The sequence below is a fragment of the Paenisporosarcina sp. FSL H8-0542 genome, from assembly GCF_038632915.1.
Taxonomy (GTDB): domain Bacteria; phylum Bacillota; class Bacilli; order Bacillales_A; family Planococcaceae; genus Paenisporosarcina.
Map to the genome: position 1 here is coordinate 893017 of NZ_CP152050.1, position 16376 is coordinate 909392.

Consider the following 16376-nt stretch of genomic DNA (forward strand, 5'->3'; position numbering starts at 1 on the left):
AACGGCTGTTTTTTTAATTAAATAGTATTACATTTATCGCATGTATTACCGTAACATTCATGCTGTTCTTCGATTTTTTCTCCACATTGGGCACATTGCTTAGGGGGAAGGTTCTTGAAAAACTCTACTACATTCTCAATCATGTCGGTGACCTCCTTTTTCTGTACTAGTACTGTTATCGTATATGGTATTGTATTATAACAGTTAAACGAATGTCAACACAAACGCCTAATATTCCTATATAATATGAATAACATCTAAAAGGAGCGATACCCTCATGTATTTTATTGATAACAAAGGAATTACAGATCCTCGCATAAATTTGGCGATTGAAGAATATGCACTAAAAACAATGGACATAGAAAAGGATTCTTTCTTTCTGTTCTATATCAATGAACCAGCTATTATTATCGGCAAGAACCAGAACACCATTGAAGAAATTGATACAGATTACGTAGATATTAACGGTATTCACGTAGTACGCAGACTATCTGGTGGCGGAGCTGTTTATCATGATTTGGGTAATTTAAACTTCAGTTTCATCACGAAAGACGATGGGGACAGCTTCAGAAACTTTAAGAAATTTACGCAACCAATTGTGGATGCGCTGAAAGAAATGGGCGTTGATGCAGAACTGTCAGGACGCAATGATATCTTAGCCGAAGGTAGAAAAATTTCTGGAAATGCCCAATTCACAACAAAAGGCCGTATGTTCAGTCATGGTACATTAATGTTCAATACTGAAATTGATGCAGTGGTTTCTGCATTAAAAGTACGCAAGGACAAAATTGAATCAAAAGGAATTAAATCAATTCGCAGTCGAGTGGCAAATATTACCGAGTTTTTGGACAAGCAAATTACAATTGAAGAGTTTCGTGTGAAATTGCTCCACTCAATTTTTGGTGGAGAAGAAGTTAAAACAATTGAATTGACTGAAGAGGACTGGGCAAATATCAAAGCCCTATCAAAAAAACGTTATGGAAATTGGGAATGGAATTATGGCAAGTCTCCGGCATTCAATATGTCCCATTCAGAAAGATTCCCAACTGGTGGAATTGACGTGAGATTGCAAGTGAAAAACGGAGTCATTGAAGATGCTAATATTTATGGTGATTTCTTCGGAGTAGGCGATGTTGCAGATATCGAGAAGCGAATCATCGGTGTGACTTACGATAAAGCGGCGATTTCTGACGCGCTAGGTGATATGGAAATCTCAACGTACCTTGGCGGAATTACAAAAGAAGAATTCCTACAGTTGATTTATTAATATTCATTACGAAAGCCTGACTTCGGTCAGGCTTTTTTTATGGACAAGAGGTAGCAGGATGGTCGTCCAAATCCAATTTGTGCAACCTGGAAGGCCAAACTATCTACCTAGAAGGCGATTCTGTCTACCCGGAACACCAAACTGTCTACCTGGAATTACGCCATTGTTCCATTCTCTCCTTTCATCGGAATAATCTACATAGAGTAGCACTTCGAGCTGTTCTTAAGTACAATTAAGAAAAAGATATTAAGGGGGAGGACAAGATGTCGACACATCGCATTTATATCGTTGAAGATGATCGGAAAATCGCCTCGCTGCTTGCCGATACGTTACGTAAATATCATTATGAAGTGCAAACGGTTCAAGACTTTGAACTGATTTTAGAAGAATTCGAAGCGTTCGATCCGCACCTCATTTTGCTTGACATTAATTTACCTTCTTATGATGGATACTATTGGTGTCGTCAGTTCCGCATGAAGACGACGTGCCCGATTATTTTTATCTCAGCACGTTCTGGTGACATGGACCAAGTGTTTGCGCTTGAAAATGGTGGGGATGATTTCATCACGAAACCTTTCCACTATGAAATCGTCCTAGCCAAAATAAGAAGTCATTTACGAAGAACTTACGGTGAATATGCAGCGAAACAAGAAGAACGAACGATAAAAACGGGCAAACTCTGTTTATATTTGGAGCGCATGGAACTTCATACTTCTTCGCAAGAAATTCCACTGCAAAAACGTGAGTGTACAATACTTGAGCTATTAATGACCCAGTCACCAAAAGTGGTCACTCGTGAGCAATTACTGGAAGAACTTTGGGACGACCAAGCGTTTGTCGATGAGAACACATTGAACGTTAATATGACTCGTGTAAGGAAGAAATTACAGGACTACGGAATCACCTCAACTATTGAAACAGTAAGAGGGGCTGGGTACCGTTTCATATTAAGTGTGGAGGAGTCGTCATGAATTTCCGGCTTTTTGTGAAAGAACATGCTGCTTACTTGATTTTTCAACTTATTATGGTGCTCTTTATTATGTTGCTGTATTGGTTGGATGGATTTCGCAATGTCGATACGGCTATTTATTCAGTTGTCATCAGCACGTTACTGATTTTATCGTTTTTATTTGGTCGGTTCGTGAAACGATACGCATTTTATCAAAAAGTATTGTCTCCACCCAAGCACATGGAAGAGGCTTTGCAGCGTGATGGGAAATCACCCGAACAACAACAAATAGAGGCGTATTTACAGGGCTTGTATAGACTGTACCAAAATGAAGTTCAAGCACTCTACGCCAACCAGCATCGCCATCTTCAATTCATGAATCAATGGGTGCATCAAATGAAAACACCTCTATCTGTCGTGGAATTGCTATTGCAAGAAGATGGCAATGTCGATAAGAAAAGTATGCAGGAAGAGATTGACCGCTTGAAGCGCGGACTTGATTCTGTCTTGATGAATGCTCGCTTGGATACGTTTGAACAGGATATGCAAATTGAACAAGTACATCTAAAGACATTGGTGTCGGAAGTAGTGTCGGAAAATAAACGCTTGTTCATTACACATCATGTGTATCCAGTGATTGCGATTGATGATGAATTTATCGTGCCAACAGATGAGAAATGGATGAAATTTGTGATCGGTCAATTTATCACGAATGCCGTAAAATACACGTTTGAAGAAGGCAAGAAAGTAAATGTTCAAGCAACCTGTCAACAAGGACAAGTTCTCCTTTCTGTTCAAGATGAAGGAATCGGTATTCCTGCGACCGATCTTCCCCGCGTCTTGAAAGCTTTTTTTACGGGGGAAAATGGTCGGAAAACAGGAGAAAGTACAGGAATGGGCTTATATTTAGCTAATGAAATTTGTGGGAAACTCGGTCATGAAATGAGTGTAATGTCTGAGCAGGGCAAAGGCACGACAGTATCGGTTTTATTCCATAAACATGAAGCTGCAAAGCGAGGTGTAACAGAAGATGAGCATATTGAAAATGGACGAAGTGACGAAAGTGTACGAGGGGAAAGTGACGCATCGTGCAATTAACCAAATAAGTTTTGAAGTGGGAAAAGGTGAATTTGTTGCTGTCATGGGCCCGTCAGGTAGCGGGAAAACTACCCTGCTCAATCTAATTTCAACGATTGATACGGCAACTTCAGGTACCCTCACGATTGATGGGCTACGTCCAGATGAAATGTCAAAAACCGAGCTTGCTCTTTTTCGTCGGAGACAGCTCGGTTTTGTCTTTCAGGATTTTAATTTATTGCAAATGCTTACAGTGGAAGAAAACTTGGTTCTCCCATTAACACTGGATGGACTTCCACTAGATGAAATGAAGCGACGTATAGAGGATTTGGCGAAGAAATTGAACTTGGAACAAATACTTGAAAAACGACCGAATGAAATTTCTGGAGGACAAGCACAACGGACTGCGATTGGGCGGGCGCTCATTCATCATCCCGCCTTTATTTTAGCCGATGAGCCAACCGGGAACTTGGATTCTAAAGCTTCTCGTGATGTGCTAGAACTATTGGCAAAGGTAAATCAGGAACAAAAAACAACGATACTCATGGTCACACATGATCCAATTGCCGCAAGTTACTGTGACCGTGTCATTTTCATAAAAGACGGTGAGTTTTTTAATGAAATTTATAGCGACAATCGCAGGCAAACCTTTTTCCAACGTATTTTGAACGTGCTGTCTTTGCTAGGAGGCAATGTCAATGACCTTTCGACAATTCGCCTATCGTAATGTCATTCGAAATCGTCGAATATATGCCGCTTTTTTTATGGCGAGTATGTTTTCAGTCATGGTCTTTTTCATGTATTCCATGTTACTATTTCATCCGAAAATCGAAGATGAATTTTTAAGGGAATTTGCGGCCTCAGGGATGATTGTAGCGGAAATAATATTGTACATATTTACGCTGTTTTTCCTGTTCTATTCCATGAGCGCTTTTTTACAGGCCCGTTCCAAAGAGTTTGGGTTGCTACTTCAGCTTGGTATGGAGAAGAAGCAATTGAATAAATTGATTTTCCTAGAAACGATGTTGATTGGTGCTGTATCTGTAGCAACCGGAATCTTTTTTGGGTATGCCTTTTCCAAATTCTTTTTTATGATTGTGCGCGAATTGCTTCAATTGGAAAGTTTACCTTTATATGTATCAGTTAAGCCCTTTGCCTTGACAATTGGGGCATTTTTCAGTCTTTTCGTCATCATTGCGATGACGAGCGTCGTGTTCATACGAGAGCAAAAAATAATCGAACTGATACGTGGTTACTGGAAGAACGATGAACTACAAAGTTACTCGACGGTGAAAGCGATTCTAGGCATTGCCATGTTATTGTTTGCGTACGGAGCGGCCGCGTTTACATCGATGAATGTGGTACTGGCTTTGGCCATTGTTTTACCACCTCTTGCTGCACTAGGTACGTATTTCTTCTTTACACATAGTGTGTTGTTTTTGCTTCATCAAGTACGCAAACGCAAGTCTCTTTACTGGCATCCGTATCGCATGATCGCCGTTTCGGAAGTGGCTGTAAAGCTCCGTGAAAATGCACGTATGTATTTTATCGTCACCATCGTTTCGACTGTTGCTTTTTTATCAGTTGGAACATTAACATCTCTGTCTTCCTATACAGGGCAGTTTCGTGAAATAAACCCGCTTTCGCTAATTTATTCGAGTGAAATGAATAATCCATATGAATCGGACCACATTTCATTATTGCGTAAGGAATTGGAAGAGCAGGGGTTATCCTACACGCTTGTGCCGTTCTTAATTAAACAGCAAACTTCATCCTTTTCACGGAACTCGGTGGATATTTTAAGAGAGTCGGATGTCAATAGTTTAGCACTAGCACTCGGTTCGCCACTCATTGAATTGGCTCCTGGAGAAGCCATGTTTATTCCGTATTCTGAGGAATCAATCGGCAATTTAAAAGGTAAAGAAATTCAGACTGTTTTGGAAGAAAGCAATGTCCCGATTAAAATCCATGGTGTATATCCGAAGATGTTATTTCCTTCAATGATTATAGGATCAAACATTGTGGTAGTAGACGACATAGACTATCGATTGATAGACGAACCGTTTGCAGGAAGAACAATGCTTAACTCATCGTATAAATTTTTTGCTTTCCATGTAGCCGAATGGGAACGTACAAAATCAATCGGATTAGATATAGACTCCCAAGTGACGAACGCAATTTATGATGGAGGTTTTACCACTCTGCCATTTTACTTTGAAAATCCAGGATTGAACTACAGTGTTATACGGGCAACATTTTCGTTGTTATTGTTTACAGGGTTAATGGTTGCAGCCGTTTTGTTATTGGCTGCCGGAAGTTTTGTTTACTTTAAACTATATACGGGACTGGAGCGGGACAAACGACAATTTGATGTGTTGAAAAGGATGGGCTTGACCGAACCGGAAATCATCAAAATCGTCAATCGCCAACTGGTTCCTCAGTTTTTCCTACCCTGGGGGATTGCGATGTTACACAGTGCATTTTCATTTTTGTCACTGCAAGTCATTTGGAGGAACTTGGCGGAAGTCTCCATTTTGAGCGAAATGATTTTAGTATTGATTGGTTTCACATTAATTCAGGTCGTTTATTATTTTTTAATACGCTGGCGTTATATTGCACATGTCCGAGCATAAGAACTGATTGCGACGAAGCAGTGAAGCGATGCAACGCACTTTCATGTTTCGAAGCTAGCACAGCGATGCAGAAACAGGAGCATAATGTTTCCAATCAGTAACCCAGGAGCATAATCATTGCGACGAGTAACCGCAGGAGCACCGTGAAAGTTCACGGTGCTTATTGTATTGACTGAACATTTCTTATATAATGAATATATTGAATAATGAGTGAGTATTCATTCAATACAAAGGGGATAGTCAGATGAATTTAGTATCTCGGGTTCGTGAAACGGCTTTGCAACAACCATCTAAAACGGCTTATCATTTTATGGGGAAAGATACATCCTATGCAGAATTCGATCAATCAATTGCTCGTTTTGCGTCAGCTTTGCGTGAACAAGGTGTGGAAAAAGGAGACCACGTAGCATTATTGCTCGGCAATACACCACACTTCTTGATATCTCTTTACGCAACGATGCGTTTGGGAGCTACAGTAATACCAATCAATCCAATCTATACACCTGATGAGATTTCCTACATCCTTCAAGATAGTGACGCGAAAGTAGTAATAGCACTTGATATGCTTTTGCCATTTGTTGTGAAAGCAGCAGGAGCATTTCCGTCAGTCCATACATATGTAATTTGTGAAACTTCTCCAGATATGGAAGAGAAGCTGGCTGCTCTTCCTAAAGAGCTTCGCGGAAAAGTGAAATCTTTTACACAACTAGTCATGTCTGCTTCACCTGACGTTTTACCTGTTGATATTGACCAGAATGACAATGCCGTTATTTTATATACTTCAGGAACGACGGGTCGTCCTAAAGGGGCTATGTTAACGCACGGAAACTTGTATTCAAATGCACGTGATTCAGCTGACTATTTAGGCTTTTCCTCATCAGATAAAGTGCTCGCAACTTTACCTGTATTTCACGTATTTGCACTGACAGTTGTCGTGAATGCGCCACTATTAAAAGGTGCTACGATATTACTAGTGCCTCGCTTTAACCCGCAAGATGTTTTTGAATTAGCGAGGGAAAAGCAAGCAACTGTCTTTGCAGGGGTTCCGACAATGTACAATTTCCTGTATCAATTCCCGCAGGCAAATGTCGAAGATTTCTCAACGATTCGTTTGGCGATTTCAGGAGGTTCTTCTTTACCTGTTGCCTTGCTGCATAACTTTGAAGATAAGTTCAATGTGCAAATTTCGGAAGGATACGGTTTGTCAGAAGCTTCACCCGTTACTTGCTTCAATCCATTAGATCGTAATCGTAAAGTAGGCTCAATTGGGACTTCAATCAGCAACGTTGAAAATCGGGTTGTGAATGAACTTGGCGAAGATGTAGGGGTTGGTGAAGTTGGCGAACTGATTGTCCGTGGACCAAACGTGATGAAAGGCTACTACAAAATGCCAGAAGAGACTGCCGCTACAATCCGTGATGGGTGGTTGTACACAGGTGATTTAGCGAGAATTGATGAAGATGGATATTTCTATATTGTGGACCGCAAGAAAGATTTAGTCATTGTTGGGGGCTACAATGTTTACCCACGTGAAGTGGAAGAAGTATTATTTGCTCACCCGGGTGTCGTGGAAGCAGCCGTGATTGGTCTACCGGATGCCAACTTCGGAGAGACTGTCCATGCTTATGTGGTAGTTAAAGACGAAAGTCTCGACAGTGTAGCTCTGTCCAGCTATTGCGGAGAACATTTAGCAAAATATAAAATTCCACGTAGTTTTGAGTTTCTGACAGAATTACCGAAAAACACGACGGGTAAAATTTTACGTCGTTCTTTAAGAGATCAGGCACTTGCTAAATAATTGAGCAAAACGAAAAGAAACGATTCCATCAATGTGGAATCGTTTCTTTTTCTATTTACAGCATTTTCTCCAAGGCCATGGTTGCTTCCACAGCTGTTTTTTTATCAACTGATATTTGGTTGATGATGCGACCTTCCAAGAGTTCCTCCAAAGCCCACGTTAAATGGGGCAAGTCAATGCGATTCATCGTCAGGCAAGGGCACATAAAGGGATTCAAGGACACGATATCACGGTCAGGATAGGTAGCGATTAAGCGGTTCACTAAATTCATTTCCGTACCAATTGCCCATTTCGAACCTACTTCAGACGCCTCAATCATATCAATGATGTATTTTGTGGAACCAGCATAATCAGATGCGGCAACCACTTCATACGTGCACTCCGGATGGACTAAAATTTTGCGATCCGGCTCTTTTTCTCTTAAATTTGCCACGTGTTTAGGCAAGAAATTCATGTGCACCGAGCAATGTCCTTTCCATAGAATTACTCGAACGTCTTCTAAAGCACATTGCAATTCCAGCTGGTTTTTAATCGGATCCCAAATTGCCATCGTTTCCAAAGGAATGCCAAGTTTCACGGCAGTGTTGCGTCCTAAATGCTGATCAGGTAAAAATAGCATGCGCTCTTTCTGGGAAAGTGCCCATTCCACCATTTCTTCTGCGTTAGAGGAAGTTACCGTCGCACCACCATTGCGACCGACAAATGCTTTAATCGCTGCAGTAGAATTGACGTACGTCAAAGGAACAATTGTATTACCGAAGCATTTTTGTAATTCAATCCAGGCACGTTCTGTTTGATCAATGTTCGCCATATCTGCCATTGAACAACCAGCTCTCATATCAGGCAAAATCACTGCTTGGTTTGGAGTAGTTAATATATCCGCGGTTTCCGCCATGAAATGGACGCCGCAAAAAATAATATAATCGGCCGTTTGTTTTGCTGCAATTTGCGATAACTGAAGCGAGTCGCCAGTCACGTCTGCAAAGGTAATGACTTCATCTTTTTGGTAATGGTGCCCCAAAATGTACAACCTTTCACCCAATAACTTCTTAGCCTTCAATGCTCGTTCATGTAGTTCTTTTGCAGGCGTGTTCAAGTAATGGGCAGGTATTGGATCAGCAATTTGTAATTCTTCTAATAACGATGTCATGCGAAAACGGCCTCCTTGCTTGAAACGGTTAAATTCATGCTGATATCTATGTTTGAGACACTATGTGTTAGTGCGCCAATGGAAATAACATCGACTCCAGTATGACGGTATGATGAAAGTTTATATAAATCAATTCCGCCAGAAGCTTCTGTACGAATGGAAGCTGGCACAAGTTTTGACCAACGTGTCATCGTCTCAGGCGTTTGATTATCAAACATGATGACATGTGGTTTTGCCGCAATTGCTTCAAGTAATTGTTCTTCTGTTTCTACTTCCACTTCAATCATGACCATATGACCAAGCGAAGCACGGACTTTTTCCACGGCTTGCGTAATGGAACCAGCCGCAGCGATATGATTGTCTTTCAACATCACCGCATCATATAAACCGATGCGATGATTAAACCCGCCTCCAGCCCGAACTGCATATTTTTCAAACATCCGGAGACCCGGTGTAGTTTTGCGAGTATCCACAATGCGTGTATGCGATGAGCCAAGTGCTTCCACACATTTAGCTGTCAAAGTTGCAATGGCACTCATTCGCTGAACTAAATTCAATAGCACGCGTTCTCCTGACAGTAAGGAAGAAATCGGACCCTTCAATCGAACAATAGCTTCACCAGATGCCACATGATCCCCATCTTTTTTTAACAGTTCTACTTCCACTGTGTTATCCAGTAAACCATAACCCCATGTAAAACACTGCAAACCAGCTACCACTCCATCCTCTTTAAGACGCACAATGGCCTCGCCGATGTCGGATTCCTGGAAGAGAACTGAGGACACGTCACGATCTCCTATATCTTCAATCAAGAAATTTTTTAACGCAGCTTCTACTTTTAAACGATTCATTTTACAGTCTCCTTACTTTCAATTTCACGTAATCTCGTCGATTCCCCTTGAATGGAACGTTCGATAACTTTTCCTGTCCATTCATCAGCCGACGTTGGATAATCATGTCGATAATGACCTCCTCGGCTTTCAGTTCGAAGGAAGGCGGATTTTGCAATTAAACTGCTAGCTGTATAACGGTGAATAAGCTGTATTTCTTCTTTTGTGTAGTTTGCAAGGTCAAGGCGAGAGAGAGGGAATTCTTGAATGAAATCTGCAAGACCGTTTCCCGTGCGAATAATTCCGACTTGTTCCGTCATTCGTAGTTGCATAGTCGTTAGAGAGACCTGAATGAATGAACAATCTACTTCTTCATCAAGTTGAACTCCTGAGCGAATCACGTTTTCTTGCAATCTCTTTGCCAATCGTTCTGCAAAAACGAGACCTTCCAATAATGAATTACTAGCTAAACGATTCGCTCCATGCACACCTGTAGAAGCTACTTCACCAATTGCATACAGCTGAGGAATGGATGTTTCTCCAATATCATTCGTTTGTATGCCACCCATATGAAAGTGAGCGCCTGGACGAACAGGTAATAACTCATGAAGTGGACTCACACCATAACTCATACAATTAGCATAGATTGATGGAAATTTTTTATCGAACCGGTGAATATGTCGAGCATCCAAATAAACGGGGTCGTTTTTTTGCCAATGCCACTCAATGACACGAGCGACAATATCCCGTGGTGCTAGCTCCATCAACGGGTGAACATCCTTCATCACACGAATTCCGTCTTGATTAACGAGGAAAGCACCTTCACCTCTTACGGCTTCAGAAATAAGACCGCACGATTTTCCATTCAACGTAAAAATGGTGGGGTGAAATTGAACAAATTCCAAGTCTTCCAAAATAGCACCCGCATGATAGGCAAGGGATAACCCATCTCCCGTTGCTACTGGGGAATTGGACGTCTGACTATAAAGTTGACCAATACCACCGGTCGCAAGAACAACATGTCTCGCTTTAATAAGATGTTTGTGACCATTTGAATCACTAACGAACGCCCCAGTACATTGCCCGTCATCAATTTGCAATTGCAGTACGGTATGAAAAGGGAGGCGGGTAACTTTTTCTTGTGTTTGTTCGAGCAAATAATGCATTAACATCTTGCCGGTCTGATCTCCACCAGCATGTAAAATCCTCCGTTGTGTGTGTGCTGCTTCTTGACCAAGTTCGGGTAAGCCATGCGAGTTAGCATCAAAAGGAAGTCCTTGTGCCATCAATCTTTCGATGAGTACTTTTCCCTCATGAACAAGAAGCTCCACGCGTGTATAGTGCGCATGATCAGCAGTAGCAAGTATTGTATCGACGGCATGTGTTTCAGGGGAATCATAAGGAGCAAGTGATGCTGCAATTCCACCTTGAGCAAGTGCAGTATTACTAGTGAAAGGATTTTCTTTTGTGAGGATAGCAATGGACATGGAAGCGGGGAGAGAATGAGCGAGCATTAACCCTGCGACTCCACCACCGATGATACAAATATCAAACATTCTTCACACCAACTTTTCGAAAAGTTTACAGCTGTCTTGACACTATTAATGACATAAAGATACAGTGATTACAAGAAGAAAATCGTTTTTGGAAGGAAAATGGGTGAGTTTTGATGATTTACTTAGATACAGCTGCCACATCACCAATGAGAAAAGAAGCGATTGACGCCTATGTAGAGGCGGCAACGATAGCGTTTGGAAACACACAAAGTTTGCACGATGCGGGTTCAATCGCTGCAGAATATTTATTATCTTGTAAGCAATTGTGGGCAAAATTATTAAATGGACGTGCGGAAGGGATTTACTTTACAGCCAATGCTTCAGAAGGAAATCAATTGACGATTCGATCCTTATTAAGAGGAAGACCTATTGAATATCGGGATATCGTCACAACCAAACTTGAGCATGCTTCCGTATTAACCGCACTGCACGAATTAGAAAAAGAAGGCTACCGTATTCACTACATACCGGTAGACAAATATGGTGTAATCGATTTGCCATTGTTTAAGAAATCGGTGAAACATAATACCGCTTTAGTCATCATGCAGCTAGTCAACTCGGAAATGGGAGCCATTCAACCGGTTGTATCATGTGCAACGCATGCCAAGCAATTTGGCGTGCCTATTCATTGCGATATGGTGCAGGGAGTCGGGAAGATACCCGTGGATGTTCGTGCATTGAATGTAACGTCCGTCGTTTGCTCAGCGCATAAAATTGGAGGACCTAAAGGGGTAGGAATCGTTTATTTAGACCCGTCCGTACACTGGGAATCTGTTTATGAAGGTACCACGCATCAAAGTGGATTTCGAGCTGGCACAGTCGATATCCCAGCAATTGTAGCAGCGACAATCGCGGCAAAATATGCCTTTACGGAGCAAGATGGTGCCTATCAACAGGCGAGTCATTTACAAGATTTTATCTTGGCTAATCTACCTGAATCTGTCCATTTAGTAGGAAACCCAGCGACTAAGTCTCCTTTTATACAAGGATTAATTTTGCCACATGTAGAAGGGCAGTGGCTGATGCTAGAATGCAATCGTCATCAGATTGCCATCTCCACTGGAACGGCTTGTAAAATTGGCTATGGAGAAGCAATTTCTGCTTTGAGCGCAATTGGCCTTGAACGAGATATGGCAAGTAGATTTATAAGAGTTTCTTTTAATCACAAGACAACTGTGGAAGAAATTAATGCATTTTTACACGTTGTGCAAAATTCTTTAAGAGATAACAAGACGAAAGCCACTCCATGAGAAGAGTGGCTTTTAACATTCCATTATATGGGCAATTGAGTATAAAAAATAAATTGTTAATAATTGAAACACAAATGTGAGATATTGCGTATTCTATATATAAATAGAAACTTAAAGAGAGGGGGAAACAAATTGAATATAGGTGACTTCTTTCTCACTATTATTGTGTTCATCATTCCAGTACTCATCACTGGCCTCTTAATTTATATGTTCATGTCCTCGAAAAGCCGTAAAAATCACAACCAACTAAAAGACTCTTTATCAGAGGGCGTATCCAAAAAACAAATCAAGTAAAAAAGCAGAGACTGCAATGGAATAAAAATCCCGGCAGTTTCTGCTTTTTTAATTAGTTGTTTAGAGCAATAAATGTAGGTGATTTGATACTTGTGATTCTAGGTATTTGAGCTTCAGCAGATGTGTAGTCTTGAGTAGCAAAACCTAAAATAATAACTGAAGCCAATAACATAACTGCTAATTTCTTTTTCATTATAATTCCTCCAAGTAAGTAATAGATTTTTGTAAAAATTGATATTCTAATGCTTTTTGATACGTTAAAGACGAATTTTTGTATTTCCTGTGGTAACTATATAAATCAGCTAATTTAATAGCATATTTATTGGCGTGTCGATAATCTTTCGTTTTTTCAAAATAATCTATGGCCGATTTGTATAAGTTTACGTCCTTTAAATCATTATTATTCATAATTTCATAAATTTTAAAATGAAAATAATATGAATTGTTCTTTTCGGAAGGACTTGATTGTAATAAATCAAATCCAGTTTTACACCATTCAATGATTTTCACTGTGTTTTTTTGTTTTGAGTATTCTTTAACTATTGAAAAAATTGATAATAAATAACCTTCAGTATTCTTGGGGCTATTAAAACTCTCGATATAAAATTCTATTGCCTTCAAATGATTATTCTTTTGAGAATACAAAAACCCTAAATTTTGAGTAATTATACCTTCATACTCTTTATACTTTAAATCATTTGCAAGTTTCTTTGCGAGTAAATAACTTTCTTCTGCACTTTTGTACTTTGCAGTATAGGCTTGAGCAATACCAATCACAATATAACAATCAATTGCTCTCTTAAAGATTAAATTATCTTTATAATAACTCAATGCTTTTGAAGAATATTCAATCGTATTTAACAAGTGATTGTTAGAGAGATAAGAAATACTTAAAACGTTATAAAAGTCAGCTATTTCCCAGTCATCCAAATGGAATACAGTTATGAGTTCTAAAGAAGATTCAAGATAAATGAGGGATTCTTTGTATTCTTGCTCAACATGTAACAATATTCCACAGTTTGTATTGAAGAGAAAAAGTTGGCGATCATCAAAGTTTTCTTTCATTTGATTCAACGCTTCCATCAAATTTAACAATATTTCGTTATTTGTATCAGTTATTAAATGTAAACGGAAGAAATAAAGATTGTAGGTATAGAAGTTATGTTCATCTTTAAAAAGAAAATTTCTTTCCTTATAAGATTTCAACTTTTCCAGAATTTCTTCTTTATTTCGATTAATAATTGCATCTTTATAAAGAAGATAAAGCTCAGATAGGAACTCTGTTTCCTCTTCAGTGGAGAGATCCTCATAATCCAGATTTAATCTTTCCAATAAAAGCTGCAGGACATCTTCGCTTGGAACCGTCTGGTTATTCTCAATCTTGCTTAAATAGGAGGTGGAACAGATTCCTTTTGCTAACGTAACTTGTTTCATATTTTGTTGTATGCGGGACATTTTGATGAGTAAACCGATATTATTCATATATCCACCTTTTATACTAATAGAGTCATTGAGTAATATCTACTACTTGTAGTTGGGAAACAAAACTTAAATACCTATAATAAAACGCGTGTTTTGGAAAAAAGTTTCCCAACCTGTTTTTCTTTCTTATTCTATCTTAACGAATTATGATTATATTGTAACTAGTTAATGAATTAGTATTTCTTCAAATTCTACGTTTATTATGAATATTTAGCAATTTTTATCTTTCAACAAGCAAATTATCATTTAAAAAGGAGCTGTTCAGTATGTTTACAGGTAGAATGTATAAATTGGATCGATTTCAGGATGATTTAGCAGTTCTCTTGGAATTTCCTAGTGAATCAAATGTATTGGTCGTTCCAACAGATGATTTAACTTATGATATGAAAGTTGGCGACGTATTACTAGTAGACATTCAGGAAGAAGGCTTTCATATCTCGAAAGTGAACAAACGTGCTGCAAATAAACAGAAAGAAACAGATTCTGTTTCCACTGCACAAAAAATTAACAGTTACTATATTGATTACGAACACGGTTGTTTAGTTTATACAACGGCCAGCTGATTTTAGCGTTCAAAGGCACTGCCGCCAGTGTCTCTGACATATACCGAAAAGCCTGTAATTATTTCCCCCGACCTCGGGAAATAGTTACAGGCTTTTTGATTTGGTTGTTTTACAAATCCTCCCAGGATGTGTAATTGTTTTTTAGAAACAGATACTTATTTGAAGCAGCGTAATATTTTGCAGCATTTTTATATTTATTGATCTCATTAAAATATTCCGCTAAAAAAATATAATATTTATAAGTATATAGATAATCCTTTGCCTCTTTAAAGTATTGGATAGCATTAAGAACTACCTTTTCAAAGTTAACGTAATTCGAGTTCTTTGAAATGTAAATATTAAAATGATGCTTGAAACGGATTAAGCCATTTTCATGTTGTTCATTCAGTAATTCAAGTCCTTTATTTGACCATTCGATTACTTTTAGAGAATTAGATTGCTTTGAGTACTCTTGAACAATAGAAAGTACACTTATTAACTTTATTTCTGTTCTATCACTCAACGTCATACTCTCTAAATAGTTTTCAATCGCTTCTTTCGATTTACCCCGTAATGACATTACGGCACCAAGGTTATGGTAGATAACAGTGAATTGTTCTTCTAAATTAAGCTGTATTGCAATTCTCTTTGCTAGAAGCAATGTCTCTAATGCATCATCTAGTTTAAATGAGGTTTTTTGGGCAACGGCTAGAACTAAATAACACTCAACCGCACGAATGTAAAAGAAATTATCTTTAAAATAAGCTAATGCTTTTTGAATAAATTCAGTAGAGATCACCACTCTTTGATGTTGGATATAAATTATGCTCAGCATATAATAAAAATCTGCTGTTTCCCATTCTTCAATGGATAAATTTTGATGTTCTTTATAGGCTTTTTCAAACGCTGCTAATGATAATGAGAAGTCATGTTTGAAATAATAAAAGCTTCCTAAACAAGAATTGAATAAAAACATCTGGTATTCATCAAAGTTACTGGATAGCTCGGATAATGCCATAATCAGTTCGGTTGTGTCATTTTGAGCATTTTGTACAATTAAAGTCAATCTAAGGACCATGAGCTGATATGTATAAAAATTTGAAGAATCTTTAAATAAGTAACGTTCATTATTAATTTCTTTTAACGCTATAGCTGTGAGTTCGCGGTCTTTGTTCATGACGGCATTGAAATATATCTCACGAATTTGCTTCAGATAACTTTCGTCGTCTAAACTTTTGTTTTGGTTAATCGCAAGTTCGAGTCGGCTTAATAGTAAATTGACCACTTCTTGACTTGGAACGATGGAATTGTTTTCAATTTTACTTAGGTAGGAGGGAGTACAAATCCCTTGAGCTAATGTAATTTGCTTCATATTCCTTCTAATTCTCTCAAGTTTAATCACATGTCCGAAGTTATTCATGGTCGAAGCTTCCTCCTTTACTTATATTTTACATCTTTAAAATTCAATCTTTATCCTACTATACGTTCATTAAACTTAAAACAAAAGTTTAATCAAGAAATTTATTTCATAAAAATGATATATATATG

Annotated in this window: 16 protein-coding genes; 9 read left to right on the plus strand and 7 right to left on the minus strand. The window is 38.8% G+C overall.

The features are described from left to right. Positions 1-17: 17 nt before the first annotated feature. On the minus strand, positions 18-143 hold the full coding sequence (gene yhfH / locus MHH33_RS04795; RefSeq protein WP_016429141.1) for a protein YhfH: 126 nt from the start codon (positions 141-143) through the stop codon (positions 18-20). A gap of 134 nt (positions 144-277) precedes the next feature. On the opposite strand from yhfH, the gene MHH33_RS04800 reads away from it, so the two are divergent. The 6 genes from MHH33_RS04800 to MHH33_RS04825 all read left to right on the plus strand — a co-directional run bounded on the left by MHH33_RS04800 (position 278) and on the right by MHH33_RS04825 (position 7724). After that, complete coding sequence (locus tag MHH33_RS04800) at positions 278-1267, plus strand: lipoate--protein ligase (protein WP_016429140.1); 990 nt, start codon at positions 278-280, stop codon at positions 1265-1267. A 263-nt stretch (positions 1268-1530) separates the two neighbouring features. After that, positions 1531-2238: a response regulator transcription factor gene (locus tag MHH33_RS04805; RefSeq protein ID WP_016429139.1), complete on the plus strand. Its 708-nt coding sequence runs from the start codon at positions 1531-1533 to the stop codon at positions 2236-2238. Further along, positions 2235-3314 carry a sensor histidine kinase gene (locus MHH33_RS04810; RefSeq protein WP_016429138.1) on the plus strand — a complete coding sequence of 360 codons (1080 nt, stop codon included), beginning with the start codon at positions 2235-2237 and terminating at the stop codon, positions 3312-3314. The genes MHH33_RS04805 and MHH33_RS04810 overlap by 4 nt, the downstream gene beginning before the upstream one ends. Beyond that, on the plus strand, positions 3247-4020 hold the full coding sequence (locus MHH33_RS04815; RefSeq protein WP_342543085.1) for an ABC transporter ATP-binding protein: 774 nt from the start codon (positions 3247-3249) through the stop codon (positions 4018-4020). The genes MHH33_RS04810 and MHH33_RS04815 overlap by 68 nt, the downstream gene beginning before the upstream one ends. Continuing rightward, positions 3992-5926 carry an ABC transporter permease gene (locus tag MHH33_RS04820; protein WP_342543086.1) on the plus strand — a complete coding sequence of 645 codons (1935 nt, stop codon included), beginning with the start codon at positions 3992-3994 and terminating at the stop codon, positions 5924-5926. Before MHH33_RS04815 ends, MHH33_RS04820 begins: the two co-directional genes overlap by 29 nt. Positions 5927-6170: 244 nt before the next feature. Further along, entirely contained in the window at positions 6171-7724 is a 1554-nt protein-coding gene (locus MHH33_RS04825; RefSeq protein ID WP_342543087.1) for a fatty acid--CoA ligase family protein, read from the plus strand. Positions 7725-7779: 55 nt separating this feature from the next. Here the strand turns inward: MHH33_RS04825 and nadA are convergent, their stop codons facing one another. From nadA to nadB, 3 genes are read right to left on the minus strand one after another with little or no spacing between them, the layout of a single operon-like run. Further along, entirely contained in the window at positions 7780-8874 is a 1095-nt protein-coding gene (nadA, locus tag MHH33_RS04830) for a quinolinate synthase NadA (RefSeq protein WP_342543088.1), read from the minus strand. Further along, complete coding sequence (gene nadC / locus MHH33_RS04835; RefSeq protein ID WP_342543089.1) at positions 8871-9725, minus strand: carboxylating nicotinate-nucleotide diphosphorylase; 855 nt, start codon at positions 9723-9725, stop codon at positions 8871-8873. The genes nadA and nadC overlap by 4 nt, the downstream gene beginning before the upstream one ends. Further along, the gene (nadB, locus tag MHH33_RS04840) at positions 9722-11260 is read right to left on the minus strand and encodes an L-aspartate oxidase (protein ID WP_342543090.1); all 1539 of its coding nucleotides are present in this window, start codon (positions 11258-11260) and stop codon (positions 9722-9724) included. Before nadB ends, nadC begins: the two co-directional genes overlap by 4 nt. Positions 11261-11373: 113 nt before the next feature. Here nadB and MHH33_RS04845 point away from each other — a divergent pair, with 113 nt between their 5' ends. Together MHH33_RS04845 and MHH33_RS04850 are read left to right on the plus strand one after the other, a co-directional pair. Then, positions 11374-12510, plus strand: coding sequence for an IscS subfamily cysteine desulfurase (locus tag MHH33_RS04845; protein WP_342543091.1), 1137 nt, complete (start codon positions 11374-11376; stop codon positions 12508-12510). 132 nt (positions 12511-12642) lie between these two features. Then, positions 12643-12804 carry a hypothetical protein gene (locus MHH33_RS04850; RefSeq protein WP_342543092.1) on the plus strand — a complete coding sequence of 54 codons (162 nt, stop codon included), beginning with the start codon at positions 12643-12645 and terminating at the stop codon, positions 12802-12804. A gap of 52 nt (positions 12805-12856) precedes the next feature. Here MHH33_RS04850 and MHH33_RS04855 read toward each other — a convergent pair whose 3' ends face one another. Then, on the minus strand, positions 12857-12997 hold the full coding sequence (locus MHH33_RS04855; protein ID WP_342543093.1) for a hypothetical protein: 141 nt from the start codon (positions 12995-12997) through the stop codon (positions 12857-12859). Next, positions 12997-14286 carry a helix-turn-helix transcriptional regulator gene (locus MHH33_RS04860; protein WP_342543094.1) on the minus strand — a complete coding sequence of 430 codons (1290 nt, stop codon included), beginning with the start codon at positions 14284-14286 and terminating at the stop codon, positions 12997-12999. Before MHH33_RS04860 ends, MHH33_RS04855 begins: the two co-directional genes overlap by 1 nt. A 266-nt stretch (positions 14287-14552) precedes the next feature. Here MHH33_RS04860 and MHH33_RS04865 point away from each other — a divergent pair, with 266 nt between their 5' ends. Continuing rightward, positions 14553-14849, plus strand: a complete 297-nt coding sequence (locus tag MHH33_RS04865; protein ID WP_342543095.1) for a DUF3006 domain-containing protein — start codon at positions 14553-14555, stop codon at positions 14847-14849. 109 nt (positions 14850-14958) lie between these two features. Here the strand turns inward: MHH33_RS04865 and MHH33_RS04870 are convergent, their stop codons facing one another. Further along, on the minus strand, positions 14959-16248 hold the full coding sequence (locus MHH33_RS04870; protein WP_342543096.1) for a helix-turn-helix transcriptional regulator: 1290 nt from the start codon (positions 16246-16248) through the stop codon (positions 14959-14961). Between the last annotated feature and the right edge of the window lie 128 nt (positions 16249-16376).